At 44.3% G+C, this 26062-nt stretch carries 23 protein-coding genes and 1 tRNA gene; 19 read left to right on the top strand and 5 right to left on the bottom strand.

The annotated features are described in order from the left end of the window. The first annotated feature begins 29 nt into the window (after positions 1-29). The 5 genes from VC28_RS06000 to VC28_RS05980 all read left to right on the top strand — a co-directional run bounded on the left by VC28_RS06000 (position 30) and on the right by VC28_RS05980 (position 4518). Entirely contained in the window at positions 30-1241 is a 1212-nt protein-coding gene (locus VC28_RS06000) for an O-succinylhomoserine sulfhydrylase (RefSeq protein WP_049629849.1), read from the top strand. A gap of 100 nt (positions 1242-1341) precedes the next feature. Continuing rightward, positions 1342-1418 (top strand) — tRNA-Val (locus tag VC28_RS05995). Positions 1419-1596: 178 nt separating this feature from the next. Then, positions 1597-3498 (top strand): molecular chaperone HtpG, encoded by a 1902-nt coding sequence (htpG, locus tag VC28_RS05990; protein ID WP_049629848.1) that lies wholly within the window; start codon positions 1597-1599, stop codon positions 3496-3498. A gap of 122 nt (positions 3499-3620) precedes the next feature. Further along, the gene (locus VC28_RS05985) at positions 3621-4079 is read left to right on the top strand and encodes a methylglyoxal synthase (protein ID WP_049629847.1); all 459 of its coding nucleotides are present in this window, start codon (positions 3621-3623) and stop codon (positions 4077-4079) included. Between the two features lie 223 nt (positions 4080-4302). Then, positions 4303-4518, top strand: coding sequence for a cold-shock protein (locus VC28_RS05980; RefSeq protein ID WP_049629846.1), 216 nt, complete (start codon positions 4303-4305; stop codon positions 4516-4518). 61 nt (positions 4519-4579) lie between these two features. Here the strand turns inward: VC28_RS05980 and VC28_RS05975 are convergent, their stop codons facing one another. Then, positions 4580-5491, bottom strand: coding sequence for a CsiV family protein (locus VC28_RS05975; RefSeq protein WP_049629845.1), 912 nt, complete (start codon positions 5489-5491; stop codon positions 4580-4582). Between the two features lie 33 nt (positions 5492-5524). Next, positions 5525-8983, bottom strand: coding sequence for a transcription-repair coupling factor (gene mfd, locus VC28_RS05970; protein WP_049629844.1), 3459 nt, complete (start codon positions 8981-8983; stop codon positions 5525-5527). Positions 8984-9555: 572 nt separating this feature from the next. On the opposite strand from mfd, the gene VC28_RS05965 reads away from it, so the two are divergent. From VC28_RS05965 to sthA, 8 genes are all read left to right on the top strand, one after another. After that, positions 9556-10899, top strand: coding sequence for a Na(+)-translocating NADH-quinone reductase subunit A (locus VC28_RS05965; RefSeq protein WP_049629843.1), 1344 nt, complete (start codon positions 9556-9558; stop codon positions 10897-10899). A gap of 3 nt (positions 10900-10902) precedes the next feature. After that, the gene (locus tag VC28_RS05960) at positions 10903-12105 is read left to right on the top strand and encodes an NADH:ubiquinone reductase (Na(+)-transporting) subunit B (protein WP_049629842.1); all 1203 of its coding nucleotides are present in this window, start codon (positions 10903-10905) and stop codon (positions 12103-12105) included. Then, the gene (locus VC28_RS05955) at positions 12098-12874 is read left to right on the top strand and encodes a Na(+)-translocating NADH-quinone reductase subunit C (RefSeq protein WP_255356004.1); all 777 of its coding nucleotides are present in this window, start codon (positions 12098-12100) and stop codon (positions 12872-12874) included. The genes VC28_RS05960 and VC28_RS05955 overlap by 8 nt, the downstream gene beginning before the upstream one ends. 2 nt (positions 12875-12876) lie before the next feature. Beyond that, positions 12877-13545, top strand: coding sequence for an NADH:ubiquinone reductase (Na(+)-transporting) subunit D (locus VC28_RS05950; protein ID WP_049629841.1), 669 nt, complete (start codon positions 12877-12879; stop codon positions 13543-13545). Then, positions 13545-14153, top strand: a complete 609-nt coding sequence (nqrE, locus tag VC28_RS05945; RefSeq protein ID WP_049629840.1) for an NADH:ubiquinone reductase (Na(+)-transporting) subunit E — start codon at positions 13545-13547, stop codon at positions 14151-14153. The genes VC28_RS05950 and nqrE overlap by 1 nt, the downstream gene beginning before the upstream one ends. 22 nt (positions 14154-14175) lie before the next feature. Next, entirely contained in the window at positions 14176-15399 is a 1224-nt protein-coding gene (gene nqrF, locus VC28_RS05940; RefSeq protein WP_049629839.1) for an NADH:ubiquinone reductase (Na(+)-transporting) subunit F, read from the top strand. Between the two features lie 87 nt (positions 15400-15486). Then, entirely contained in the window at positions 15487-15741 is a 255-nt protein-coding gene (nqrM, locus tag VC28_RS05935; RefSeq protein ID WP_049629838.1) for a (Na+)-NQR maturation NqrM, read from the top strand. A 64-nt stretch (positions 15742-15805) separates the two neighbouring features. Continuing rightward, positions 15806-17221, top strand: coding sequence for a Si-specific NAD(P)(+) transhydrogenase (gene sthA / locus VC28_RS05930; protein ID WP_049629837.1), 1416 nt, complete (start codon positions 15806-15808; stop codon positions 17219-17221). 56 nt (positions 17222-17277) lie between these two features. On the opposite strand, the gene VC28_RS05925 is transcribed toward sthA, so the two are convergent. Both VC28_RS05925 and VC28_RS05920 read right to left on the bottom strand, forming a co-directional pair. Beyond that, complete coding sequence (locus VC28_RS05925) at positions 17278-17622, bottom strand: hypothetical protein (RefSeq protein WP_197085488.1); 345 nt, start codon at positions 17620-17622, stop codon at positions 17278-17280. A 24-nt stretch (positions 17623-17646) separates the two neighbouring features. Then, positions 17647-18219: a PilZ domain-containing protein gene (locus VC28_RS05920; RefSeq protein ID WP_049629836.1), complete on the bottom strand. Its 573-nt coding sequence runs from the start codon at positions 18217-18219 to the stop codon at positions 17647-17649. A gap of 152 nt (positions 18220-18371) precedes the next feature. On the opposite strand from VC28_RS05920, the gene VC28_RS05915 reads away from it, so the two are divergent. Genes VC28_RS05915 through VC28_RS05905 form a run of 3 tightly spaced genes read left to right on the top strand, consistent with a single transcriptional unit; the run spans position 18372 to position 21581 of the window. Next, positions 18372-19610: a lipoprotein-releasing ABC transporter permease subunit gene (locus tag VC28_RS05915; protein ID WP_049632200.1), complete on the top strand. Its 1239-nt coding sequence runs from the start codon at positions 18372-18374 to the stop codon at positions 19608-19610. 47 nt (positions 19611-19657) lie between these two features. Further along, positions 19658-20359 carry a lipoprotein-releasing ABC transporter ATP-binding protein LolD gene (gene lolD / locus VC28_RS05910; protein ID WP_049629835.1) on the top strand — a complete coding sequence of 234 codons (702 nt, stop codon included), beginning with the start codon at positions 19658-19660 and terminating at the stop codon, positions 20357-20359. Then, complete coding sequence (locus VC28_RS05905; protein ID WP_049629834.1) at positions 20352-21581, top strand: lipoprotein-releasing ABC transporter permease subunit; 1230 nt, start codon at positions 20352-20354, stop codon at positions 21579-21581. The genes lolD and VC28_RS05905 overlap by 8 nt, the downstream gene beginning before the upstream one ends. A gap of 96 nt (positions 21582-21677) precedes the next feature. Here VC28_RS05905 and VC28_RS05900 read toward each other — a convergent pair whose 3' ends face one another. Then, a complete protein-coding gene (locus VC28_RS05900; RefSeq protein ID WP_049629833.1) occupies positions 21678-22208 on the bottom strand; it encodes a DUF2062 domain-containing protein in 531 nt (176 codons plus the stop codon). 188 nt (positions 22209-22396) lie between these two features. Here VC28_RS05900 and VC28_RS05895 point away from each other — a divergent pair, with 188 nt between their 5' ends. The 3 genes from VC28_RS05895 to VC28_RS05885 all read left to right on the top strand — a co-directional run bounded on the left by VC28_RS05895 (position 22397) and on the right by VC28_RS05885 (position 25994). Next, positions 22397-24787, top strand: a complete 2391-nt coding sequence (locus VC28_RS05895; protein WP_231591662.1) for a DNA internalization-related competence protein ComEC/Rec2 — start codon at positions 22397-22399, stop codon at positions 24785-24787. A gap of 170 nt (positions 24788-24957) precedes the next feature. Beyond that, positions 24958-25551, top strand: coding sequence for a MotA/TolQ/ExbB proton channel family protein (locus tag VC28_RS05890; protein WP_369799055.1), 594 nt, complete (start codon positions 24958-24960; stop codon positions 25549-25551). Positions 25552-25568: 17 nt separating this feature from the next. Continuing rightward, the gene (locus VC28_RS05885) at positions 25569-25994 is read left to right on the top strand and encodes an ExbD/TolR family protein (RefSeq protein ID WP_049629830.1); all 426 of its coding nucleotides are present in this window, start codon (positions 25569-25571) and stop codon (positions 25992-25994) included. Positions 25995-26062 lie beyond the last annotated feature (68 nt).

Raw genomic sequence — 26062 nt, 5'->3', positions numbered from 1 at the left:
TTAGCAAGTGCTTAGTGAGTTGGTGTTTGATGGATAATTTTTCTGGCGATTTTCTTTCCGATGATCCATTGCTCAATGCAGCTTTGGATACACTAGCTATTCGTGCTGGTCAAACCCGCTCACATGAAGGTGAACACAGCGAAGCATTATTCTTAACATCCAGTTATGTATTTGGTAATGCACAAGAAGCAGCAGACCGTTTTTCCGGTGCACAACCGGGGAATGTTTACTCCCGCTACACCAATCCCACAGTGCGTATGTTTGAAGAGCGTATCGCGGCTCTCGAAGGCGCAGAAGCAGCTGTGGGTACCTCATCAGGTATGGCAGCAATTCTCTGCACGTGCATTGCATTGTTAAAATCAGGGGATCACATTCTTTGCTCGCGTAGCGTGTTTGGGACAACAACCGTATTGTTCACTAAATATTTACAGAAGTTTGGTGTGACAACGACATTCGTGAATCCGGTAAATTTTGATGAATGGGAAGCCGGCTTCAATTCAAACACCAAACTAGTGTTCGTGGAAACGCCATCAAATCCTCTGTGTGATGTAATTGATATTCAGCGCCTTGCAAATTTAACTCACGCGCGTGGTGCTTTATTGGCGGTCGATAATTGTTTTTGTACTCCCGCATTGCAGCAGCCATTGCGGTTTGGAGCAGATTTGATTATTCACTCTGCAACTAAATACATCGATGGCCAAGGACGCTGTCTTGGCGGTGTGGTTGCTGGAGCAAAAATTTTAACAGATGAAGTGCTCGGCTTCATTCGTAGTGCTGGGCCTACTTTGAGTGCATTCAATGCTTGGGTGTTTTTAAAAGGTTTGGAAACCTTGCGCCTGCGTATGGAGGCTCACTCGCGCAATGCGCTTGAGCTTGCTCAATGGTTGAATAAACATCACGCAGTGGAGAAAGTATTCTATGCCGGCTTGCCGTCGCATAATGGGCACGAGCTTGCAGTTAAACAGCAATCAGCTTTTGGGGGCGTATTGTCTTTTCGAGTCAAAGGAGGGCGTGCTGAGGCGTGGAAAGTAATTGATGCGACCCGTATCATGTCGTTGACCGCGAATTTGGGCGATACCAAAACTACTATTGTTCATCCTGCGACTACAACTCACGGTCGTCTATCAGCAGAACAAAAAGCAGAAGCAGGTATTACTGAGAATCTCATTCGCATCGCAGTTGGCTTGGAAGACGTTGGTGATTTAAAAGCTGATCTTGCTCGCGGTTTGGGTAATCCTTAAGCGAGCTGCGCGGCGGGTCTCAAAAAAGTCGTTTTGGGGTCTTGTTCTCGGGGTTATGCCTTGGTAAAGTGCGCGCCCTGTCACCCGAAAGGGTAACTTTAGGACTATAGCTCAGTTGGTTAGAGCACCACCTTGACATGGTGGGGGTCAGCAGTTCGAGTCTGCTTAGTCCTACCAATTCCAAAAGCCACTCACAGAGTGGCTTTTTTGCTTTATGTCCTTTGCTTTTTATCATCGATTCAAGCGAAATTAATTTCACCCCTTGAATTCTATAAGCATTCTCCCCATTTCATTTGCACTTGCCTCCAATGGCTGTATTAATCGTAATTTCGTGCATGTTATCAGGAGTTAGAAAATGACCGTTGATGCCCGCAAAGAAACCCGTGGTTTTCAGACAGAAGCCAAACAATTGCTGCATTTGATGATCCATTCATTGTATTCAAACAAGGAAATTTTCCTGCGCGAGCTAGTTTCTAATGCATCTGATGCGGCAGATAAGTTGCGTTTTGAGGCAGTTTCTAATGGTGATTTGTATGAAGGCGATGCAGACTTAAAGATTCGTATCGGTTTTGATAAAGAAGCGAAAACCCTCACCATTAGTGATAATGGAATTGGTATGTCGCGTGAAGAGGTTATTGAAAACCTGGGTACTATTGCTAAATCTGGTACTGCACAATTTATGCAAAAATTAACTGGCGATCAAAAGAAAGACTCGCAGTTAATTGGCCAGTTTGGAGTAGGTTTTTATTCTGCATTTATTGTTGCCGACCGTGTTGTTGTCACTACTCGTCGTGCCGGGTTGCCTGCAGATCAGGCGGTTCGTTGGGAGTGTACTGGTGAAGCAGAGTTCACTGTTGAATCAGTAGAAAAAGCAGAACGTGGTATGACAGTTGAATTGCATTTAAAAGATGATGCATTGGAATTTGCTGATCATTGGCGTTTGCGTTCGATCATTAAAAAATATTCTGACCATATTGCGATTCCTGTGGTCATGCAAAAACCCACTCCTGTTGGTGATGCTGAGAAAGTTGAACCTGAGGATGAAGTCATCAATACAGCGACTGCGCTTTGGACTCGTTCACGTTCTGATGTAACAGATGAAGAGTACAAAGAGTTTTATAAACACATAAGCCATGATTATGCAGAGCCGCTTAGTTGGAGTCACAATCGTGTTGAAGGCAATCTGGATTACACTAGCTTATTGTATATCCCTGCTCGCGCTCCTTTTGATTTGTACAATCGTGATGCATCGCGTGGTTTAAAGCTTTATGTACAACGTACATTTATTATGGATGATGCAGAGCAATTTTTGCCTCTATATCTGCGCTTTATCAAAGGTGTGGTTGATTCAAACGATCTGAGCTTAAACGTTTCGCGCGAAATTTTACAGAAGGATCCTAATATTGATGCAATGCGCTCCGCACTGACTAAGCGCGTGCTGGATATGTTAAGTAAAATGGCGAAAAGTGAGCCGGAAAATTACGCTACTTTCTGGAAAGAGTTTGGTCAGGTGATTAAAGAAGGGCCAGCAGAAGATTTTTCTAACCGCGAGAAAATTGCCAAATTATTGCGTTTTGCATCCACTCATGCCGATACGGCAGAGCAAAACCAATCGCTTGAAGACTACGTGGCTCGCATGAAAGATGGCCAGGAAAAAATTTATTATATCGCAGCAGAAAACTTTAATACTGCAAAAAGCAGCCCTCACTTGGAGGTATTTCGCAAGAAAGGAATTGAGGTACTGTTGTTATCGGATCGCGTAGATGAATGGTTGATGAGTCATTTGCAAGAGTTCGAAGGTAAAAACTTCCAGGACGTAGGAAAAGGCGAACTCGATTTAGGCAAACTAGATAGTGAAGAAGAAAAACAAGCGCAAGAAAAAGTAGCAGAACAACTCAAGCCTTTGCTGGAGCGTGTTAAGTTGGCACTTGGCGAAAATGTTTCCGATGTTCGTATCACTCATCGCTTGACTGATTCTCCTGCCTGTGTGGTTGTAGGCCAGTTTGACTTGGGTGCGCAGATGCGTCGAATTCTTGAGGCAGCAGGTCAAAAAGTTCCGGAATCAAAACCTGTTTTTGAATTGAATCCTGAACACCCGCTAGTGAAAAAACTGGAAGCAGAAGCTAATGATCATCGCTTTGGCGATTTAGCGCATATTTTGTTTGATCAGGCCAACTTGGCAGAGGGCGCGCAGCTGCAAGATCCCGCTGCTTATGTGCAGCGACTGAATAAATTGTTGTTGGAGCTTAGTCACTAAAAACTTTGTTTTTGTGCTCTGGAGTATGGGCTCGGGGTTCTTAGTGAGTGATGTTATTAAAAATGACCTTGTCTATAATTAGACGAGGTCATTTTTTTAGTAGACACAGAAAGGTTAATGCTATGGAGTACAAACATATCCTGCTGCCCGCCACCAAGTCGATTGCATTGGTTGCGCATGATAATAAAAAGCAAGATTTGCTCGCTTGGTGCAAAAAACACCGGGCTGATCTGGAGCGTCATAGTTTGTTTGGCACTGGAACAACGGGAGCATTAATTGAGAAAGAAACGGGGCTGAAGGTCACGAAACTGATTTCTGGGCCTTTGGGGGGCGATCAACAAATAGGATCTTTGATAACCGAAGGCAAGGTGGATATGTTGATCTTTTTTTGGGATCCGTTTGAGCCTATGCCACATGATCCGGACGTTAAAGCGTTATTACGTATTGCGGCTGTATGGAATATACCTGTTGCTTGTAATCAGAGCTCAGCCGACTTTATTGTGACTTCCAGCTTGTTCAATAGCGAATCAGACCATTTGATACCTGATTATGTGGCTTATATGGCTAAACGAGCCTATTGATAAACGTGTTAAGAATAACTTTGCACATTAAATCTCCAGTTTGGGATAAATAAGCGCCAAAAACATTCCCTCTTATTTCCAATCTTTGTTAATATCTGTTAACGCGGGGTTTTTGGTTCTATAGACCCGGTTGTGGATAGTGGCTAGCTGTTGTGCTGGCGATCATCGGATGAAGCAAACCGAGCAATAACAATAAAGCATCAATGCTGTAGAGGTGTTTCATATGGCAGATCGTGAGATGGGCACAGTTAAATGGTTTAACAATGTGCGTGGATACGGCTTTATAACCAGGGGAGAAGGAGGCGAGGATATTTTCGTACACTACAGAAATATCCGTGCGGAAGGTTACCGCTCGCTAGCTGAAGGTCAAAGCGTTGAGTTTCAGCTACAAAAAGGTGATAAGGGCTTGCAAGCAGAAGATGTCGTTTTGCTGAGCTGATGTAAACTTCACCCAGAGTTAAAAAAACACCGGCAAATGCCGGTGTTTTCATTTATGCGGTTTATTGCAAACCAGTGGCGATAGATGTTGATGGGTAAGGTGTAACTTGGATAATAAGTCCGAGCACCGGATGATCAATATAATGCACCTCATTACTGCGCATATCGCGCTCTTGCTGCAACAAAATAATCTGTCGTGTGATGTAAGTATCTGCCACTTCTGGTGTTGAGTTATTTGGATCAAAATTACCGTTTGCCCACGCTGCATTTTCAGTTGCCAGTGCCTGATCGAGTTCCAGTTCCGAGTCTAGGGATAGGTTGTTCAAATTATTATTCGTATAGTTAGGGCGCTTGGGTATTTCTGGCCACTGCTGTGTAATTTCCTGCCCAACATTAAGGTCATAATACGCGAGCCATAAATTGGTTTGTAACTCTAGATACGTGGCTACACTCAAACGAATACTTCCTTCTAATAATTGATGCTCCCCAAAGGTTGGCCCACCGTTAATGATAATCGCCTTTGATGCTTTTTTATTGGTTATCACTTGTCGCCATGCGTTATGAAAGAGCACTTCAAAATTAGGATTTCGTTGAAGCTTTTGTGCTTGGGTATTCAGATTACGTTCATTGGCAGGTAACAAATAGAACGGTTCTCTCGTTAAATCAATACTGGGCTGGCTTGTAGATAAATTAGTATTAGTGTCGGATCCATTATTCGAGGCAGTATTTATATTAACCGGCGCAGACGGATCTTTAAGTTCAACCCAATCTCCCGGGTAACGTAATTTGATGTTGCTAGGCCAGTGCTCTTGTCCAGAATCATCTTTTCGAGCAAATACAATTAATTCAACTTGATACCATCCTTCATGATTGGGTTTGGAAATTTGTGCGAAAGTTGGGGGGGCTGAGAGTATTACTGTTGCGCCAATCAACCTGATCAAAACTTTGTTCGATAAACGCGAAATAAATGTCATAGTAATGTCCTGAAGTATTTTCAGCAGTATGCGTTAATGTTTCGGTGTCAAATAACCCAATAAATCGACAACAGCCTGAATGCGTTTTTCGATTGACTCAAGATCCATAGTAAACTTCAACTGATTCGCACCCTCCAGTTTATAAATGCGAGGTTGGCTTTGCACCAGCTTAACAATTTGCAGTGGGTCTACCTTGGTGTCGCTGGCAAATTCGATTTTACCTCCGCGTGCATTAGCTTCCAGTTTGGTGATGCCTATAGTCTCAGCACTGATTTTAATGTGTGTCACGCGGAAAAGATTTTTGACTGCTTCTGGCAATAAACCAAAGCGATCAATCATCTCCACCTGCAGATCCCGCAATGCATCGTCGTTTTGAGCATTGGCCAAGCGTTTATACATAACTAAACGTGTATGCACATCAGGCAGATAATCTGAGGGTATTAATGCAGGGATGCGTAAATTAATATCGATGGCCTCATTCAGGGCTTTTTCCAGGTCAGCCTGTTTACCCTGACGAATCGCTTTTACTGCGCGATCAAGCATATCCATATACAGTGAGAAACCAATAGTCTGGATTTGGCCGCTCTGTTCTTCGCCAAGAAGCTCACCGGCACCGCGAATTTCCATGTCGTAGGTAGCAAGAGTGAATCCCGCACCCAGGTCTTCAGCGGCGCTGATAGCCTCAAGTCGCTTGACTGCATCATCAGTCATCGCGCGACGATCAGGTGTTAATAAATATGCATAAGCTTGGTGATGTGATCGGCCTACACGGCCGCGCAATTGGTGTAATTGGGCCAGCCCAAATTTATCGGCGCGGTCAATGATAATCGTGTTGGCATTGGGGATATCGATACCGGTTTCGATAATCGTAGTACATACCATAATGTTGAAGCGCTTGTGATAAAAATCGCTCATCACTCGTTCAAGATCACGCTCACGCATTTGGCCGTGCCCAACAGCAATACGTGCTTCAGGAATTAATTCCTGTAAATCACGAGCAGTTTTTTCAATCGTATCGACTTCATTATGCAAATAATACACTTGGCCACCACGCAAAATTTCGCGCAATATTGCTTCTTTAATGGTCGCTTCATCATAGGTTCGCACAAAGGTTTTTACCGACAAGCGGCGAGCTGGTGGTGTGGCGATAATCGATAGGTCGCGAATACCTGCCATAGACATATTCAGTGTGCGGGGGATAGGTGTTGCTGTCAGCGTGAGAATATCTATTTCAGCGCGCAATGATTTGATCTGTTCTTTCTGGCGAACACCGAAGCGATGCTCTTCGTCGATAATTAACAAGCCAAGATTTTTAAATTTAATATCTGGTTGCAACAATTTATGTGTTCCGACCACGATATCCACTTTCCCATCAGCAACTCGCTCCAATACTTGATTGACTTCTTTGGTGGTGCGAAATCGTGAGAGTACTTCCACAGTGATGGGCCATTCTGCAAAACGATCTTTTAATGATTCGTAATGTTGTTGTGCAAGAAGGGTGGTGGGAGCAAGTATTGCTACTTGCTTGCCACCATGACTGGCCACAAATGCAGCGCGCATTGCGACTTCGGTTTTTCCAAAACCTACGTCACCGCACACCAACCGATCCATGGGTTTATTTGACAGCATATCGCTAATAACAGATTCAATCGCACGTTGCTGATCTGGTGTTTCTTCAAACGGAAAGCTTGCCGCAAATGCCTCGTAGGCTGTTTTAGGGTCTGGAAAAGCAAAACCTTTGCGTGCTGCGCGTCGTGCATAGACTTCAAGCAATTCTGCAGCAGTGTCACGAATTTGTTCGGCGGCTTTTTTGCGTGCCTTTTGCCAGGACTCGCTACCAAGTTTATGTAATGGTGCTAAGTCATCTTCAGCGCCACTGTACCGGCTAATTAAGTGTAGATTTGTTACGGGAACGTAAAGTTTGGCTTCGTCAGCATATTCCAGCGTTAAAAATTCGTTGGTTTGGTTATCAATAGTAATAGTTTCCAAACCGCGGTAACGACCGACACCATGATCAATGTGGACAACAGCCGCACCGATTTTTAATTCAGTGAGGTTCTTTACCACCATGTCTGCGTTATCTTGGGTTTGCTTGCGGCGACGTTGCTGTTGTATGCGCTCGCCGAATAGTTGCGACTCCGCAATTACCGCAATATGCGGTTCAGATAAAGATAAGCCCTGATCAAGAGGTGCAACGGTAATGGCTATCTTGTGATTACTGGTTAAAAAATCTTCCCAGCTTTCTACTGCGGCAGGCCGTACCCTAATTCGGCTTAATAGTTCCAGTAATGTTTCACGACGACCGGCAGATTCTGCGCAAAATAAAATCCTCTGATTGGATTCCATCAGAAATGACTCAATCGCTGCAAGTGGATTGTCAGCCTGCGCACGAATAGGCAATGAGGGTGTTGGGGCAGTCGAAAAATTGATATTGCCTTCTTTATCGTCCAGCGTTGCTGAGCTTACAAAAGTGCGGGGATAATTTTTGAGATTACCAAAGAGTTCGTCGATCGAGAGGTAGATATCTCGCGGAGCTAATAGAGGGCGCAATGGATCAACACGTCTGCTTTCATAGCGACGCAATAATTCTACCCAAAAGCTTTCAGCTGTTTTTTCGATATCACCTACTGCGTACACTTGCGTATTTTGCGGAAGGTAATCAAACAGTGTGCTGCAGGTGTCAAAAAATAACGGTAAATAATATTCAATACCTGGCGGTGAAATTCCAGCGCTGATGTCTTGAAAAACCGGACATGCTTTGTGGTTGACATCAAACCGCTCAAGCCATTGTTGTTTAAATAAATTGATACCGTTTTTGTTAAGTGGAAATTCTTTTGCAGGTAGCAGCTGAATTTTTTCTACTTTATCAATCGTAAGTTGTGTTTCTGGATCAAAAGTGCGCAGACTTTCTATTTCTTCATCGAATAAGTCAATACGATAGGGGGTATTGCTACCCATTGGAAATAAATCGATCAGTGCGCCGCGCACTGCAAATTCACCGTGCTCATAAACAGTATCCACACAGCGATAACCTGCGCGCTCAAGGTTATGGCGCAGTTGGTTTGTATCAATCTGTTCGCCGACGGATACCATCAGACTGCTACCAATTAAATAACTGTGTGGCATTAACCTTTGTAGCAGCGTGGTAATCGGTACAACCAGAATGCCTTGCTTGACCGATGGTAGTTGATAAAGGGTACGTAAGCGTTCGGAAATGATGTCCTGATGAGGAGAGATGGTGTCGTAGGGCAGGGTTTCCCAATCAGCTAATTGCAGTACTGGTAAGTGATTTGCGGTTCCTGCAAAAAAAGTTAATTCAGTTTCCAATCGTATTGCGGTGCTGCTGTCGGCAGCGATAACCAGACTAAGCCCCTGATAGGCTTTAGCGGCATTTACAATAGCGGCAGCTTGGGAAGCACCGTATAGCTGCCCCCAATATTGACGGTTGCCGGAACGGGTGGATATTGGTGGTTCATTCAGCGAATAAAGCATGAGTGGTGTGATTGCTCTTCAATTAAATATTGTTTGTGTGGTGAGGAGCGGCATTTTACCTATCCTGATGGTCTGAAGGTGGTTGTCAGTGCAAATAAACTGCGCGTCAGGCATGTCTTCGTGATGCCCATATCCTTTGCCTAAATGAGAATAAATTTCATCTTTTGTGATCATTGAATATGTTCGCCTGAAAAATACGCACTTTGGCGAAAAACCCTTGTAAAACATACATTAATTCGAGGCTTTAGTCTGGTGCGGGGGCAGGGTGGCGTTTATAATTCCCGCGTTTTACTAGGGCTATTTAAAACTTCCTATAAATCAATCTGTTGTGCATATTTTGCGATTGTATCCGTAGATCTTGTGCAACGATTGTATGAAAGTTACTGGCCCAACACGTTGGGAGGTAATTGCTTCGTACTTTCCTCGTAACTTGCAACATTGGCATCCCCCAAAATCACGTTCAATTCCCGCCAGGAAGTAATTGCTCGATGATGGCTGGCACACGCCTGTGTTTGCACCGCGCGGCTTGGGAAACCAGGTCTACATCCACTCGAACGACTAGGCAGAGACGTATGATAAAGATCCGTCGAGGGTTGGATTTGCCCATTACAGGCAATCCCAATCAATCTATCGAAGATGGCCCACAGATTCGTCAAGTAGCTTTAATCGGGTTTGATTACCACGGTATGAAGCCAACTATGGCGGTTCAGGTAGGCGATAAAGTCAAACTGGGTCAGGAAGTCTTTTCTGATAAAAAAATCCCCGGTGTTATTTATACCGCACCAGCGGCAGGCACTGTTGTTGCTATCAACCGCGGCGATCAACGTGTGTTTCACTCACTGGTAATTGATGTTGAGGGTGATGATGCTGTTGAGTTTGCTAAATATTCTGCAAGCGAATTGGCTGGTTTGAGTCGTGAGCAGGTACAAGATAATTTAGTGAAATCGGGTTTGTGGACTGCCTTACGTACTCGCCCCTACAGCAAGGCACCCGCTTTAGATTCAAAACCTAGCTCCATTTTTGTTCAGGCAATGGATACCAATCCCCTTGCTGCTGATCCTGCGGTCATTATTGCCACCCAAAAGGAAGCCTTCGCAAACGGTTTGACTTTGCTCGCACGCTTGACGGAAGGCAAAGTATTTGTGTGTCAGGCCGAAGGTGTTGAGTTGCCGAAAGGTCAGGGTTCAAACATCAGTATTGAAACCTTTGGCGGTGTTCATCCTGCAGGTAATCCCGGTACGCACATTCATTTCCTCGATCCGGTCAATGCACATAAATTCGTCTGGACTATTGGCTATCAGGATGTAATTGCAATAGGTAACTTATTTACATCAGGCAAGCTGAATGTTGAGCGCATCGTTGCACTGGCGGGGCCACAAGTTGATCGTCCTCGTCTTGTGCGCACACGTGTTGGTGCCAACTTGAATGAACTGACGTCCGGTCAAGCTAAATCGGGCGAGAATCGCGTTATATCGGGTTCTGTATTTGGTGGTCGTCGTTCCCATGGCAATTTGAGTTTCCTTGGCCGCTTCCACACTCAAGTCAGTGTGCTGTTAGAAGGTCGCGAGCGCGAGATGCTGCATTATCTTCGTGCGGGTACCAATAAGTTCTCTGTGCTTGGGATTTATCTTTCCAAGTTGTTTGGATCTAAGAAATTTGCTTTCACTACATCAACCAATGGTTCCGAACGTGCCATGGTGCCTGTAGGTTCATACGAGAAAGTAATGCCTTTGGATATTCTGCCAACGCAATTGCTCCGGTCATTGATCGTTGGTGATACCGAAATGGCACAAAAACTAGGTTGTCTGGAGTTGGACGAAGAAGATTTGGCGCTGTGTACCTTTGTGTGCCCCGGCAAATATGAATACGGCCCAATCCTGCGTAACAACCTGACTCGCATTGAAAATGAGGGCTAATAAATGAGTCTGAGAAAATTACTCGACAACATGGAGCCGCATTTCCATAAAGGCGGCAAATATGAAAAATGGTACTCACTCTATGAGGCCATCGATACCGGTTTGTTTAAACCGGCAGATGTCACCAAGTCTACCTCTCACGTACGCGACGGTATTGACCTGAAGCGCATCATGATTACGGTATGGTTGTGTGCATGGCCTGCCATGATTTTTGGTATGTACAATGTTGGTTTGCAAGCCAATACCATTCTTGCGGCTACCGGTGCTACCGGCATCGATAACTGGCATGGTGCGCTCGCTGCAATGTTTGCAGGTCACAATCCTGACAGTATCTGGGATAACTTTGTACTAGGCGCTGCTTACTTCCTGCCTATTTATGCCACCGTATTCATTGTAGGTGGTTTCTGGGAGGTCTTGTTTGCCACAACGCGCGGTCACGAAGTTAACGAAGGTTTCTTTGTAACCTCTATTCTGTTTGCCTTGACTTGTCCTCCAGATTTGCCCTTGTGGCAAGCTGCTTTAGGGATCAGTTTTGGTGTGGTTATCGGTAAAGAAGTATTTGGCGGAACTGGCAAAAACTTTTTGAACCCTGCACTGACTGGTCGTGCATTCCTGTTCTTCGCTTACCCTGCTGAAATGTCAGGTGATGCGGTATGGACTGCTGTGGATGGCTACACAGGTGCTACTACATTATCTATTGCTGCCCAACAAGGTATGGATGCTGTGGTAAATCATGTGAGCTGGTTGGATGCGTTTATTGGTTTCGAGCACGGTTCTATTGGTGAAACCTCTGCATTGGCATTGATGATTGGCGGTGTTGCGCTGCTGATTATGGGGATCGCATCCACTCGTATTGTTGTTGGTGTATTGGTCGGTGCGACGCTCACAACGCTGTTGTATAACTGGGCTGGTGCAGACAGCAGTAACCCAATGTTTCAAATGCCTTTCTGGTGGCATTTTGTTATCGGTGGTTTTGCGTTTGGCTTGTTCTTTATGGCTACCGATCCGGTTTCAGCATCAATGACTGATGCAGGCAAGTGGATCTACGGTGCGCTGATAGGGTTTATGGTGATTACCATTCGTGTAGTCAATCCTGCCTATCCTGAGGGCATGATGTTGGCAATTCTGTTTGCGAACATGTTTGCACCGACCATCGACTACTTCGTCGTTCAATCCAACATCAAACGGAGACTGGCTCGTGTCTAATCAAACCGCAAAATACACCATCACCGTCACATTCATTATGTGTCTGGTGGCGTCTATTCTGGTTGCTGGATCTGCCGTTATGTTGAGGCCGCACCAAGAGGCGAATAAAGCCCTCGACTTTCAGAAAAATGTTTTGAAAGTTGCAGGTATGTATCAGGAAGGTGTTTCAGTAAATGATCAGTTTGCCAAGATTCAAGTGAAAATTGTTGATTTGCAAACTGGTAAATTTACTGATGCTGTTACTGATGTCGATAAATTTGATCAAATTGCATCTGCCAAGAAACCTGGCATGTTTGATCGTATTCAACCTGAAGATGATATTGCCAAACTCATTAATCGAGAGAAATACGCAAAGGTATTCTTGGTGAATGATGATGCAGGCAACCTGAGTCGAGTTATCCTTCCTGTCCGTGGTAAAGGTCTTTGGTCAACTATGGCTGGCTTTATCGCTTTGGATAAGGATTTAAATACTATTCTCGGTTTTGGGTTTTATTCTCATGCTGAGACCCCGGGTCTTGGTGGAGAAGTTGATAATCCAAAATGGAAATCTATTTGGTTGGAGAAGAAAGTTTATTCTGATGCTGGAGACGTTAAAGTTAGCGTGATAAAAGGCCACGTTGATGAGTCAACCCCAGAAGGTGAATACAAAGTTGATGGTTTGGCGGGAGCCACTTTGACCAGTGTTGGTGTCAACAATTTAGTTAAATACTGGATGGGCGACAACGGCTTCAAACCTTTCCTCACTAATCTGAAAAATGGAGAGGCATAATTATGAGTAGCAAGACGAAAGATCTCCTTGTAAAGCCAATTGTTGAAAACAATCCAGTTATTCTCCAAATTCTTGGCATTTGCTCGGCACTGGCGGTAACTTCCAGTGTAAAAGTTAGCCTGGTTATGGCAATTGGCCTGACCTTGGTTTCGGCGTTCTCTAACTTTTTTGTGTCACTTGTGCGTAATTATTTACCCAGCAGTGTGCGTATTATCGCGCAGATGATCATTATTTCTGCGCTGGTAATTGTGGTGGACCAAGTCCTGAAAGCGGTTGCTTATGACATTAGCAAGCAGCTTTCTGTATTCGTAGGCCTGATTATCACCAACTGTATTGTTATGGGGCGCACCGAAGCATTTGCTTTGAAAAATCCACCTGTTCCCAGCTTCCTTGATGGTATTGGTCACGGGTTAGGTTATTCGGCGCTTTTGATTGTAATTGCAACTATCCGTGAGATTTTTGGTGCGGGCAAATGGTTTGGTATTCAAATCATGCCAGTGGTTACCGATGGTGGTTGGTATGTTCCTAATGGGTTGCTGTTACTTCCTCCGAGTGCGTTCTTTATTATCGGCATGATTATTTGGGGCGTTCGTACTTGGAAGAAAAATCAAGTGGAAAAAGTATCTTTCAAAATTGCGCCTAACTCTGTGAAAACTCAGGAGATCGCATAATGGAACATTTATTAAGTTTATTTGTGCGCTCAGTTTTTATTGAAAACATGGCGCTCGCGTTTTTCTTGGGTATGTGTTCCTTCTTGGCAATGTCCAAAAAAATCAATGCCGCAATTGGTCTTGGTATTGCAGTAATTGTAGTGCAAACCGTAACCGTGCCTGCTAACAATCTTATTTTGACTTATTTGTTGAAGGAAGATGCGCTGGCTTGGGCTGGAGTTACCGGTGTTGATTTGACCTTTCTGAGCTTTATCTCGTTCATTGGCGTAATCGCGGCAATTGTGCAAATCATGGAGATGGTCATGGATAGATTCATGCCTGCGTTATACAACGCATTGGGTGTGTTTTTACCATTGATTACTGTGAACTGCGTGATTATGGGTGGTTCGTTATTCATGGTTGAGCGTGATTACCACTTTGCAGAAAGTGTAATTTATGGCTTGGGCTCAGGTACCGGATGGGCAATTGCGATTGTGTTGCTCGCAGGTATTCTCGAAAAAATGAAATATTCCGACGTACCCGAAGGCTTGCGTGGCTTGGGTATTACCTTTATCACCGTGGGATTGATGTCATTAGGCTTTATGTCTTTTGGCGGCATTTCTCTCTAAGCGAGACGAGGAATAAAATTCAATGAATATCGAGATTGTATTAGGTGTAGTCATGTTCACCGCAATCGTCATCGCGTTGGTGGTGGTGATTCTGGTGGCCAAGGCCAAATTGGTAAACAGTGGTGATGTGCAAATTCTTATTAATGATGAGAAAACAATCACTGTTCCCGCTGGCGGTAAGTTGCTGCAAACCCTCGCTGCCAATAACGTGTTTTTGGCATCGGCATGTGGCGGTGGCGGTAGCTGTGCGCAATGTAAATGTGTAGTAAACGAAGGTGGTGGTTCTATTCTGCCAACTGAAGAACCGCACTTTAACCGTCGCGAGCAAAACGAAGGCTGGCGTTTAAGTTGCCAGGTTCCGGTAAAACAAAACATGAAAATTCATGTGCCGGAAGAAGTGTTTGGTGTAAAGCAGTGGGTTACTACTGTTGAATCTAACCCTAACGTTGCTACTTTCATCAAGGAGTTAACTCTGCGTTTGCCGGAAGGTGAGAGCGTTGATTTCCGTGCAGGTGGTTATGTGCAGTTGGAATGTCCGCCTCATCATGTGAAGTTTTCTGACTTTGATATTGAGCCCGAGTACCGCGGTGATTGGGAGCGCTTTGGTTTCTTCAATCTTGAATCAAAAGTAAATGAGCCGGTTATTCGTGCTTACTCTATGGCTAACTATCCTGAAGAGAAAGGTGTAGTTAAGTTCAATATTCGTATTGCAACACCTCCACCAAAATCCCAAGGTATTCCGCCAGGTCAGATGTCATCTTATGTGTTCAGCTTGAAACCGGGCGATAAAATTACCGTATACGGCCCATTTGGTGAATTCTTCGCCAAAAAGACCAATGCTGAAATGGTATTCATCGGCGGTGGTGCTGGTATGGCACCTATGCGCTCACATATCTTTGATCAGTTGCGCCGCTTGAAAACCGATCGCAAAATGTCATTCTGGTATGGTGCTCGCTCCTTGCGCGAACTCTTCTACAAAGAAGATTACGATATGTTGCAAGCAGAGAATGAGAACTTTAAATGGCATGTTGCGCTGTCCGATCCTCAACCAGAGGATAACTGGAACGGGTTGACGGGTTTTATTCACAATGTTCTTTATGAGAACTATTTGAAAGATCATCCGGCACCAGAAGATTGTGAGTTTTACATGTGCGGCCCACCAATGATGAATGCCGCCGTGATTAAAATGTTGAAAAGTCTTGGTGTAGAAGACGACAATATTTTGCTCGACGACTTCGGCGGTTAATGAAAAGGAAAACGAGGCAGGGAAACCCGCCTCGTTTTTTGTTTTAAGGCGATTAAATTTTTAATGGGTTTATCCCTGAGGTGAAACATGGCTGTCCTTCTGGTGACTCTTGTAATAATGTTATTCGTTGCCTTTGCGTTATCAATTAGTGTTTTGGCCGGCAGAAAGCCAGTTTCTGGTTCATGTGGCGGAGTGGGTAAAGCACTAGGCGACCCTAACTATGTATGTGAATTATGTGGTGGTGATGAAGCCAAGTGCGCAGAACAAAAGGCAGCACCATTGCCGGCAAAAGATGCTGGAAACAATCTTTCATATGATGCAAGTAAATCATCAAAAGAATAATTCAATAAGAATAATTGTTGCTAGACTCTACATATATTCGGTTGGCTAGTGTAAGGGGAATAAATTGAGTGGTCGCAAAAAATCAGCAGATTATAGCTACGATCTTTTGGTTATTGGTTCTGGCCCTTCGGGTGAAAGTGCTGCTATTTCTGCTTCGAAAATTGGAAAGCGTGTGGCAGTTATAGAAAATAGAGCACTAGTTGGAGGGAGTTGTGCACATAAAGGAACCATCCCGTCCAAATCGTTGCGCCATGTTGTCAAACAAATTATTCAATTTAAAAGCAATAGCTTATTTCGTGAAATTGGTGATAGTCGCCGTTTGACATTTCCTCGTGTTTTGCAATCAGCTGCTAAAGTTATCCCCAAGCAAGTGGAAATGCACACAAATTTCTACGTCCGTAATAGGGTGAATGTACACATCGGACAGGCTTCGTTTATAGATGCAAATACCGTAAGCCTTTCATTGTTGGATGGTGGAATTGAAACTATCCATGCAGAAAAAATTGTAATTGCGACTGGCTCAAGACCCTATAGACCAGTTGATGTTGATTTCAATCACCCTCGAATTTATGACAGTGATACCATTTTGGAAATGGAGCATACGCCGCGTCATATCATTGTATATGGTGCGGGTGTTATTGGTTGTGAGTACGCTTCCATTTTCTCCGGACTAGGTATGCGGGTAGACTTAATTAATAACCGCGAGCGTTTGCTTTCATTTTTAGATGATGAGATTTCGGATGCTTTGAGCTATCACCTTCGAGATAGTGGAGTGACTGTACGTCACGGTGAAGAATTTGAAGCTATCGAAGCAAGCGATTGCAGCGTGACTCTCTTTTTAAAATCAGGTAAGCGTTTAAAAGCGGATGCTATTCTTTGGTGTAATGGACGTAGTGGCAATACTGATGGATTGAATTTGGATGCTGTTGGCTTAAAAGCCGATCATCGCGGTAATTTAAAGGTGGATGACTCATATCGCACACAGGTAGAAAATATTTATGCTGTGGGTGATGTTATAGGTTGGCCAAGTCTGGCGAGTGCTTCTTACGGGCAGGGGCGTGCTGTGACAAGTGGTATTTTTGGCGATCAATGCCAATTGGTACATGATGTTCCAACAGGAATTTATACTCTGCCTGAGATTAGCTCGGTAGGTAAAACAGAAGCTGAATTGACTCAAGCAAAAGTGCCTTATGAAGTGGGGCGCGCGCTGTTTAAAAATACGGCAAGAGGACAGATTAGTGGTGAAGATGTCGGCATGTTAAAGATATTATTTCATGTCGATACGCTGGAGATTCTTGGAGTTCATTGTTTTGGCGCGGAGGCTGCTGAAATTGTCCATATCGGTCAGGCTATTATGAAGCAGGCGGGCGAGGGGAATAATATTTATTATTTCCTCAATAATATTTTCAATTACCCAACCATGGCCGAAGCTTATCGAATTGCTGCACTGGATGGCGTTAACCGTATTAGTCGCCGTTGACATGGAGTAGTGAGTAATAAGATAAAAGGGCGCGATAAAACGCGCCCTTTTTTATATCAATAATTATTTTCAGTTGATTCGGAAGTGTTAGACGTTTTTTCTTTTGGTTGAAAATTTCTTACGCTGTGTATAACAGTATTGCTATCAAAATACACTGTAAATTCTTTATATTTCCAGCGGGAAATCGGTGGTGTTCCTTTGGCTGGAATATCTTCATCGGGTTTGCCGAATAAATCCCTGACCTTTTCCTTGCTCATGCCTTTAGGTGGCATGTCTACGCTGGCCATATCCCGTGCTTGTTGCCCAACAGGAATGCGCAGTTCATCTGCATAAGTTGGCGTGCAGGCAAAGGAAATAATCAATAATGATTGAATTATTTGACGAATGATTTTTTTGTTCATAAGTGTCACTTGGTGAGTGCAATATTATTGTAAGGAATGCTGGCTTTTGCGGCGCTCGGCCATTTGTGCTCGCATGATCTGTTGTCCAATGAGCTGTTGTTGAGCTTCTGTTGCACGATGAAATTTTGCTGCGATTTGATACTCGCCAGTGTTGCTTGGCTCGCAACGGATGATTTTTGCAAATAACACAAGACCTGCATTACTGGGTAAAAAAATAAGTCTGAGCGCAATAGTCGAGTTTGTTTCCAAGGGGCGTGAGCTCCCAAAAGCGATTCCTCCTTCGCTTAGGTTGACCTGTTTAATGGTTTTGGATGGCGGTAAGGGTTTGGTATCTGCCATGAGTTGCTGGCTAATAATGTCAATCTTGCGATTAAGGTTATGCAGGTATTCTCCTAGCGCTCGACTGGTTTCCTTGATTTGATGAAAAAGGTGGGCGTTGTCATTATCGATCTTTCGCAGCTCGGCAAAGAGTTTTAGTGAGGCTGTATTGGGAAATTGCAGCTCGGGTGCGGCTGTGTTTGCGGTAATTTCTTCCACCTCTTTAAATTCGAGGGCGATACTTTCGTCAATCCGAAAGTAGCTGCGGCGTTCACTCATGACCAGGCTCTTCCAAAATGTTGCAAAATGGTGCTTTAAACATAGCACATGCTGGTGATAAGTGGCGCAGCTTATCAATTACTGCAATGGATTTGCCTAAGCGTCACGTGGTTTTGCTTGAGCAATCGCAGGTAATTGGGTTTAATGCGTCCATGCTTAAAAATATCCCCCTTTACATCGGCCTGCGTTATACCCGAGCCAAGCGTCGGAACCAGTTTATTTCTTTCATCAGCACATTTTCCCTGATTGGTATGGCTCTTGGGGTTATGGCGTTAATCATTGTCCTTTCGGTTATGAATGGTTTTGACCGGGAGATGAAAGAGAGAATCCTCAGCGTCATTCCCCATGGATTTGTCGATCAGCTACCTGCGGTCAATGATTGGCAAGCCTTATCAGAAAAAATTAATCGGCATCCCAAGGTAATTGCATCTGCACCTTATATATCCAGCAGCGCAATGGTGGCGTATGCCGGTGGTGTTGAGGCGATAGAGCTTCAGGGGGTCTTGCCTGAAGCAGAGGCACAGGTATCGATTGTTGATCAACGAATGATTGTTGGGAATATGGTTCAGTTGCAACCGGGTGAATATGGGATTGTGATGGGGCGTTTATTGGCCAGCCGTTTAATGTTGGCACCAGGAGATAAAATCCGGATTACGTCTCCCGAGATTAATATTACCCCCATGGGAGCATTTACCCGTTCACGCAGTTTTACCTTGGTAGGCGTGTTTGAAGTGGGAGCCCAAGTTGATAGCACACTCGCATTGATTCATTTACATGATGCGCAAAAATTTTTGCGTCAACCGGGAGCGCAAGGATTGCACGTCAGAACAGATGATATGTTCACAGCAGCACAAGTGATGCGTGAGTTGCGCGAAGAATTAGGCAGTGGATATCGTGTAAAAGATTGGAGTCAAACCCAGGGGAGTTTATTTCAGGCAGTGAAAATGGAAAAAATAGTCGTTGGTTCTCTACTGATGATTATTATCGCGGTTGCGGCGTTTAATATTGTCTCCAGTTTGGTGCTGATGGTTGCTGACAAACGTTCGGATATTGCAGTATTGCGAACCATGGGTGTGAGCGCGTGGCAAGTTATGGCAATTTTTATTGTGCAGGGTAGTGCGATAGGTTTTTTTGGAACCTTTATCGGTACGGTTTTAGGTTGCATTATCGCTTCGGTATTGACGCCGATTATTAGCGCGGTTGAATCAGTATCTGGTATGCAGATGTTTGATCCTGATGTGGTTTTCATTAGTCAATTGCCGTCAGTTTTGCTCTGGCAGGATGTTGTATTGATTTGCTGTATTGCATTGCTGCTGAGTTTTATTGCCACGCTTTATCCTGCTTATCGCGCCTCCCAAATCGAACCTGCGGAAGCCTTGCGTTATGAATAATTTATCTTCTTTGATCATCCTTGCGTTCGCTATACAGGCCCAGTGTTATGAATGATTCCGCTCCGGTTTTAATTTGCCAGCAGGTGAGTAAAAGTTATCGCCAGGGTGCACTTACGGTTGATGTGTTACGCAATGTGAATTTCCAGATTAATTCGCGTGAGCGCGTGGCGATTATCGGTGCCTCTGGCTCAGGTAAATCCACATTGTTAAATATCCTTGGTGGTTTGGATATTCCTGACAACGGTGAGGTCAGTGTGGCAGGCGAACGTTTATCGCATTTGACTGCCGATGAGCGTGGTCGCTTGCGTAATCGCAGTTTGGGGTTTGTTTATCAATTTCACCATTTATTGCCTGAGTTTACTGCCCTGGAAAATGTGGCAATGCCATTGCTTATTGGTAAAGAGCCAATCTCCATCGCAAAACAAAAAGCACGGGCTTTACTGGAACGAGTTGGTTTGGGTAAACGAGTTGAGCATAAGCCATCGGAGTTATCCGGCGGTGAGCGTCAGCGTGTCGCTATAGCCAGAGCATTGGTCACAAATCCGGCGTGTGTATTGATGGATGAACCCACGGGTAATCTGGATACGCATGCCGCTGATTCAATCCAGGAATTAATGTTGGAGTTAAATCAGTCAATCGGTACTAGTTTTGTTGTAGTGACTCATGACCCAAGGCTTGCTGCGCGTATGGATCGAACCTTAACTCTGTCCGATGGAGCATTAATTAATACTGGGCGTTTGAATGTTTAGCCACTATGTTTTTCTGGTTGGTACCCGTTACGGCATTTCACGACGTCACAGTCATTTGGTGTCGTTTATCTCGCGACTTTCTACTACAGGATTGATTATTGGTGTCGCCTTGCTAATTTTGGTGATGTCGATCATGAATGGCTTCGATAAAGAACTGCGGGAAAACATTTTAGGCGTTATGCCACAGGCAACTATTTATCACCGTCAATCAATTGCCGATCCTGCGTCATTAATTGATGAGTTAAAGCAGCACCCGCATGTTGTAGCTGCATCTCCCTTTGTTCAACTACAAGGTTTATTGAGCTATCAAAAGCGAGTGTCGCCGGTAAATATATTTGGTATTGACGGCGCACAAGAATATACAACATCCAAGCTACCCGAATTTTTACCTGCTGGTACCTTGGAAGTTTTAGCAAACAGTCACTCTGCTATTGTGATTGGGTGCGGTATTGCCGAAAAATTACAAGTCACTAAAGGCGACAGTATTAGTTTAATCATTCCAGTGGAGGGCAATTCATCTCCACGTATTAAAGTAGTGGAAATTGCTGCGATTTTAGATACCCATACCGATATTGATAACGTATTGGCGTTAATGGATATCAAAACGGCTGCGGAAGTTTCTGGTTATCCAGGACATGTAACGGGAATTCGTTTAAAAGTAGATGATTTATTTGCCGCACCTGCGGTTGTGCGAGACATTATGCAAACCCTGCCGCCAGAGTATTATGGCTCCAGTTGGATGCGAACCCATGGCCCCATTTACCACTCGATCCAGATGTCCAAGAACATGGTTGGCATGTTGCTGTTTTTGATTATTGCAATTGCGGCGTTTAATTTGGTTTCGACATTAATTATGGTAGTTGTGGATAAGCAGGGTGATATTGCTATTCTGCGAACGATGGGCGCATCCACTGCGGACATCATGGCTGTTTTTATGGTGCAGGGTGGTTTAATTGGGCTTATAGGTACATCGATCGGTTTACTGCTGGGGGTAGGTCTCTCTTGGATTGTTACTCCGCTTGTGCAATGGATTGAGCAAATATTTGGTGTCCAGTTTTTGCATTCAGATGTTTATCCAATTACTTATTTACCATCAGAAATTGTAGCGGCGGATGTAGCTAAAGTTGTTGTTACTGCATTATTGATTAGTTTTTTTGTCAGCCTCTATCCCGCATGGCGGGCCAGCAAAATTCAACCAGCAGACGCACTACGATATGAGTAGTATGGAGTTATAACTGTAGCGCGCTATGCACGAGCATTGTTATCACCCATAAAAAAACCTGCGCTGAGCAGGTTTTTTTATGTTTTTCATAATCCTTTACGAGTTTGCTTTTTCTGCGCGTCGTTTTTGGCGTTTTTTCCAATTGTGGTTGACATGCCAGCGCCAGTAGAGCTGCATGCCGAAATACCCTAAGGCTCCCAACAATAAACCAGTAATCACAGAGCCTGCCAGAAGGGGTTTCCACAAATGACCAAACTCATTGGCAAGCCAATCCCATGTTAATTGTGGTTCTACTAATAGAGGTTCAGATCCCAAAATAATTCGTCCTACCTGATATGTAAGAAAGAAGAAAAAGGGCATGGTAAATGGATTTGTAATCCATACCAGCGCGACAGAAATGGGGAGGTTGCAGCGAAACAGCAAGGCCGCTCCTGCAGCTACTGGCATTTGTCCGGGTATTGGTAGTAGTGCAATAAACAGCCCCCAGAAAAAAGCGACAGAAACTGAATGGCGATTCAGGTGAAAAAGGTTTGGGTCGTGGAGTAAGTCACCTAAAAAGTGGAGCGCGGGGTTGCTTTTGATTGCAGCAGGGGATGGGATGAATCGTTTGAGTAAATTGCGCGCCATGCTTTAAACCAGAGTACTACCAAGAATGAGCCGGTATTATGCCTTTAATTTCATCACAAGACTATGTGAGCCTTGTTTTTGAATGCTTGTACAGCTAGGCACTATGCCATAAGCTGCGCGACAGTCTTATGACAAGCTTTTTGGCTAGCCTTCTCATCGATTAAAAAACAGGTAAAAGGATCCTTACCGTGCCATTGCATCTTTTGTTGTTTTCCCTTTCAGTTATCATCTGCAGTGTTTTGCCAGCTCTTCCACCTCTGTGGTGCTTGTTAATTCTTCTACCCGCTGCATGTCTGCTTCGTTGGCGATATGGTAGTTATTGTTTGGCTCTCTTATTAGGATGTGGATGGGGAATTTATAGCGGCCACAAGCTGTTGGCTATGCAGCTTGCCGATGAATGGGTTGGGCAGGATTTGTTAGTGTCAGGCAGTATTCAGGGGCTGCCTGAGAAGGATGAGCGGCGTGTGCGTTTTAATTTTCGTGTCACTGCAGTGTCAACCGCATCGGGAACCTCTATTCCCATCGCAAGTTTTCCTCAAAAACTACAGCTAAGTTGGTACCAATACCGGCGCGATCAGCAATCCATTGCGATTCCGGAAATCTTGATCGCTGACCAATGGCAATTACGTGTGCGTCTTAAACGTCCACGAGGATTTGTTAATCCCGCTGGATTTGATTATCAGGCATGGCTATTGCGACAAGGTATAGGAGCGACTGGGTATGTAGTGGAGCATACGCAAAATCACCGGATGCTCAATAGCGACTCGCCATTTTTATGGGATGACTGGATCGACCAACAGCGCTATGAATTACAACAGTGGATTGTGGATCGTAGTCATAGCAGTGAGCGTGGCATTTTGGTCGCGCTACTGATAGGTGATTCGGCGTTGGTTGAAAAAGATCAATGGTTGCGAATGCAGCAAACGGGTACCAGTCATCTGATTGCAATTTCAGGATTGCATGTTGGATTTTTGGCTATTTTTGGCTTTTATATTGGATTGTGGTTAGGTAAGTGTATTCAATTGTTGTGGCACTCGTGCCCTTCATTAATGATTGCCTGGTTGTGCGCTATTGGTTGCGCAGGTTTTTATTCTGCATTGGCGGGTTTTAACATCCCAACGATTCGTACGCTTATCATGCTAGCGCTTTTTTATAGTGCTTGTTTATGGCGGCGGAGTGTACGGGTAGTAGATATTTTTTGTTTTGCATTAGCAATCGTCGTCGTGCTGGACCCTCTTGCAGTATTTGATATGGGGTTTTGGTTATCGTTTGGGGCTGTTGCATTGTTGTTGTTTTATTTTTCCGGGCGTCGCGTTAACAAACCGGATGCATCTCAATGGCATGGCTATTCTGTGGGCAATGTGTTGTCTGGCTTTATTCGTTCCCAGTGGGTGATGTTTATTGGTTTAATCGTTCCTTTGAGCTTGTTAGTCAGTAGTATTTCTCTTGTTGCGCCTCTTGCAAATGCTATTGCGATTCCATTAATTACATTTTTTGTTGTTCCTTTATTATTAGTGGGTGCAGCGTTAAAAGATTCAGCCTTGTGGCTTAGCAATTTTTTGCTGGGTAGCAGCGGCACTGCATTGGAGTGGTTAAGCTTTGTTTTGCAAAAAATACTCGATATCACAGGCGATTATGCCAGTCCAATCGTTGCTTTTTCACCTGCACTATCGTTATTGATCGGGTTGGGTTGTCTTGTGCTGTTGATGCCGAAAGGACTGTTTCCTGGCGGCATAGGTTGGGGGGCTTTAGCTATTGGCGCAACACTTTCGTTTATGCTTGAACAGCCCAATAGACCCGATTTAAAAGTCAGCATTATGGACGTAGGGCAAGGAACGGCAGTTATTGTGCAAGTGAAAGATAAGGTCTTGCTATACGATACTGGTCCTAAATTTACCGATAGTTTTGATGCGGGTAGCGCTATTCTTGCCCCATATTTATATTCGCAAGGTGTAACACATGTAGACGTATTAGTCGTTAGTCATAGCGATATGGATCATGCTGGAGGTATGAGCGGATTATTAGAAAAAGTCTCAGCAGAAAAAATATTGCTGAGTGAGATATTAAAATTTGATGCCAATAAACATATGCCACCTTCGGTTTTTAATTGCCATGGGGAGCCTGCATGGACTTGGGGTGGTGTTACATTTGAATTTTTACCTTTAGTAATATCGAGTTACACCAGCGATAACAATAAATCTTGTGTGTTGTTAATTCGTTATGGCGATCAGTATGTTCTATTACCTGGCGACATAGAAACACGTGTAGAAAATCAGTTACTCGATGAGCAAAAAATTCCACAAAATCTTACCCTGTTGTTGGCTGCACATCATGGCAGCCGTACGTCATCCGGTGTTAGATTTGTTAACTTTACCAAGCCGGAATATGTTGTTTATTCGGCAGGATATCGCAGTCAACATGGGCACCCTCATCCGACTATACAAGAGCGTTTCCAAATACAGCAGAGCAGGGGGTTCAATACTGCAGAGTCAGGAGCACTGATATTTGAATGGTATAAAAATCATCAAAGCCCCGTTATCAGGGAGTATCGAAAAATACAGCGCCGTTATTGGTTTTAAGGGCAACTTTTTCACACAATAACAGACAAAAGAGCGTCACCCATGTCAATCGGAGTTGCTTGTGGTATGTTACGCCGCACTTAGCATGGTCTATCGTACGTTGTGGGTTTAGCCCAAAAAATAAGAGGAAGTTGCCTGTGATCGATATTTTTTTAGCTGGCGGTATATTGATGTGGCCAATTTTGGTCTGTTCGTTGATTGTGATTGCCATCAGTGCTGAACGTTATTGGACGCTAAACCCCGGGAAAATCGCTCCCAAGACCCTGTTGGCCCAGGTCTGGACCTGGATTAAAAATAACCAGCTGGATGCAACCAAGTTGCGTGAGCTGAAACAATCTTCACCACTTGGGCAAATTCTTGCTGCGGGTTTAAGCAATTCCAAACACGGCCGTGAGGTTATGAAGGATTCCGTGCAGGAGGCTGCCAATCAAGTCATACATGAGCTGGAGCGTTACGTTAACATCCTTGGCACTATTGCCAATATTGCACCGTTGCTAGGTTTGCTCGGAACCGTATTCGGCATGATCGAAGTATTCAACTCCATAATGATCCAGGGTACTGGTAATACCGGTGTATTGGCAGGTGGTATTTCAGTTGCTCTCTATACCACTGCGGCAGGCTTGATTGTGGCAATTCCAGCCATGATTGCCCACCGGTTTTTCCAGCGCCGGATTGATTCTATTGTGGTCACAATGGAAGAAGAGGCCATCAAGTTAGTCGATGCATTGCACAGCGATCGCCGTGTTGATGTGAAAGTTGTTTAAGGCGGGAGCGCGTCACAGTGAAATTTCATCGCCAGAAAGTTGAAGATCAAGGGATTAACCTGACTCCGCTAATTGACGTGGTATTTTTGCTACTGATTTTCTTTATGGTTTCCACAACTTTTACCAAAGAAACACACCTGAGTGTGGACTTGCCGGAAGCGGTTGGCGAACAAAGTAGTGAGCTGCCAGAACAAATCGAAATTTTAATCAGTGCAGAAGGTAGTTACTCGATAAATGGCAAAGCTTTGGTGAATTCGAAGGTTGCAACCTTAAAATCTGCTTTGGAAAAAACCTCAGAAGGTAATAATAAAGTCCCTCTGGTGATTACTGCTGATGCTAAAACACCGCATCAGGCTGTTGTGCAAGCCATGGATGCTGCAGGCCAGTTGGGGTTTGCACACCTGAGCATCACTACTCGCCAGCCTGAGCCTGAGAAAGAATAATCTAAGACTGAAAAAGATCTGCTTGATCCTGTAAAAAAAAAGCAACTCGGTTACAATTCTTGCGAACT

The organism is Cellvibrio sp. pealriver (assembly GCF_001183545.1).
Classification (GTDB): Bacteria; Pseudomonadota; Gammaproteobacteria; order Pseudomonadales; family Cellvibrionaceae; genus Cellvibrio.
This window is presented reverse-complemented; position numbering and strand designations above follow the sequence as displayed.

What these genes read in the sequence shown, in the direction of transcription:
- VC28_RS06000 (WP_049629849.1), top strand. Translation starts at nt 30, where the DNA reads ATGGATAATTTTTCTGGCGATTTTCTTTCCGATGATCCATTGCTCAAT.
- htpG (WP_049629848.1), top strand. Translation starts at nt 1,597, where the DNA reads ATGACCGTTGATGCCCGCAAAGAAACCCGTGGTTTTCAGACAGAAGCC.
- VC28_RS05985 (WP_049629847.1), top strand. Translation starts at nt 3,621, where the DNA reads ATGGAGTACAAACATATCCTGCTGCCCGCCACCAAGTCGATTGCATTG.
- VC28_RS05980 (WP_049629846.1), top strand. Translation starts at nt 4,303, where the DNA reads ATGGCAGATCGTGAGATGGGCACAGTTAAATGGTTTAACAATGTGCGT.
- VC28_RS05975 (WP_049629845.1), bottom strand. Translation starts at nt 5,491, where the DNA reads ATGACATTTATTTCGCGTTTATCGAACAAAGTTTTGATCAGGTTGATT.
- mfd (WP_049629844.1), bottom strand. Translation starts at nt 8,983, where the DNA reads ATGCTTTATTCGCTGAATGAACCACCAATATCCACCCGTTCCGGCAAC.
- VC28_RS05965 (WP_049629843.1), top strand. Translation starts at nt 9,556, where the DNA reads ATGATAAAGATCCGTCGAGGGTTGGATTTGCCCATTACAGGCAATCCC.
- VC28_RS05960 (WP_049629842.1), top strand. Translation starts at nt 10,903, where the DNA reads ATGAGTCTGAGAAAATTACTCGACAACATGGAGCCGCATTTCCATAAA.
- VC28_RS05950 (WP_049629841.1), top strand. Translation starts at nt 12,877, where the DNA reads ATGAGTAGCAAGACGAAAGATCTCCTTGTAAAGCCAATTGTTGAAAAC.
- nqrE (WP_049629840.1), top strand. Translation starts at nt 13,545, where the DNA reads ATGGAACATTTATTAAGTTTATTTGTGCGCTCAGTTTTTATTGAAAAC.
- nqrF (WP_049629839.1), top strand. Translation starts at nt 14,176, where the DNA reads ATGAATATCGAGATTGTATTAGGTGTAGTCATGTTCACCGCAATCGTC.
- nqrM (WP_049629838.1), top strand. Translation starts at nt 15,487, where the DNA reads ATGGCTGTCCTTCTGGTGACTCTTGTAATAATGTTATTCGTTGCCTTT.
- VC28_RS05925 (WP_197085488.1), bottom strand. Translation starts at nt 17,622, where the DNA reads ATGAACAAAAAAATCATTCGTCAAATAATTCAATCATTATTGATTATT.
- VC28_RS05920 (WP_049629836.1), bottom strand. Translation starts at nt 18,219, where the DNA reads ATGAGTGAACGCCGCAGCTACTTTCGGATTGACGAAAGTATCGCCCTC.
- VC28_RS05915 (WP_049632200.1), top strand. Translation starts at nt 18,372, where the DNA reads ATGCTTAAAAATATCCCCCTTTACATCGGCCTGCGTTATACCCGAGCC.
- lolD (WP_049629835.1), top strand. Translation starts at nt 19,658, where the DNA reads ATGAATGATTCCGCTCCGGTTTTAATTTGCCAGCAGGTGAGTAAAAGT.
- VC28_RS05905 (WP_049629834.1), top strand. Translation starts at nt 20,352, where the DNA reads ATGTTTAGCCACTATGTTTTTCTGGTTGGTACCCGTTACGGCATTTCA.
- VC28_RS05900 (WP_049629833.1), bottom strand. Translation starts at nt 22,208, where the DNA reads ATGGCGCGCAATTTACTCAAACGATTCATCCCATCCCCTGCTGCAATC.
- VC28_RS05890 (WP_369799055.1), top strand. Translation starts at nt 24,958, where the DNA reads ATGTGGCCAATTTTGGTCTGTTCGTTGATTGTGATTGCCATCAGTGCT.